Source organism: Methylomonas sp. Kb3 (genome assembly GCF_002834115.1).
In the GTDB taxonomy this organism is placed as follows: Bacteria; Pseudomonadota; Gammaproteobacteria; order Methylococcales; family Methylomonadaceae; genus Methylomonas; species Methylomonas defluvii.
In genome coordinates this window covers 1-217 of sequence record NZ_PIZT01000063.1, presented here as the reverse complement: position 1 = coordinate 217, position 217 = coordinate 1, and the positions used below count along the sequence as shown (strand labels likewise).

The 217-nt window shown below is 53.5% G+C and carries 1 protein-coding gene; it reads right to left on the bottom strand.

What is annotated here, in order from left to right; translation table 11 throughout:
- The coding region (locus tag CWO84_RS15435) for a TraI domain-containing protein (RefSeq protein WP_205800406.1) at positions 1-217 on the bottom strand (217 nt) is incomplete at both ends.

Here is a 217-nt window from a genome sequence, read left to right as displayed (position 1 = left end):
AGGCCATCCTCAAAACGCCATAGCCGAGCGCCTTTTTCGTTGACGGTCCATTGTCCGGACTTGACCAATCGGCGCATGGCGTCGAACAAGTACTTTTCCACCGGCATGCCCAAGGCCGAGTCGATGTTTTGATAATGCGCTTTTAAATCCCGTTCCACACTTTTGCAGTCGGCGGTTATCACCAGTGCGTAAACTTTGGAGCCGCGGTCCAAACCGT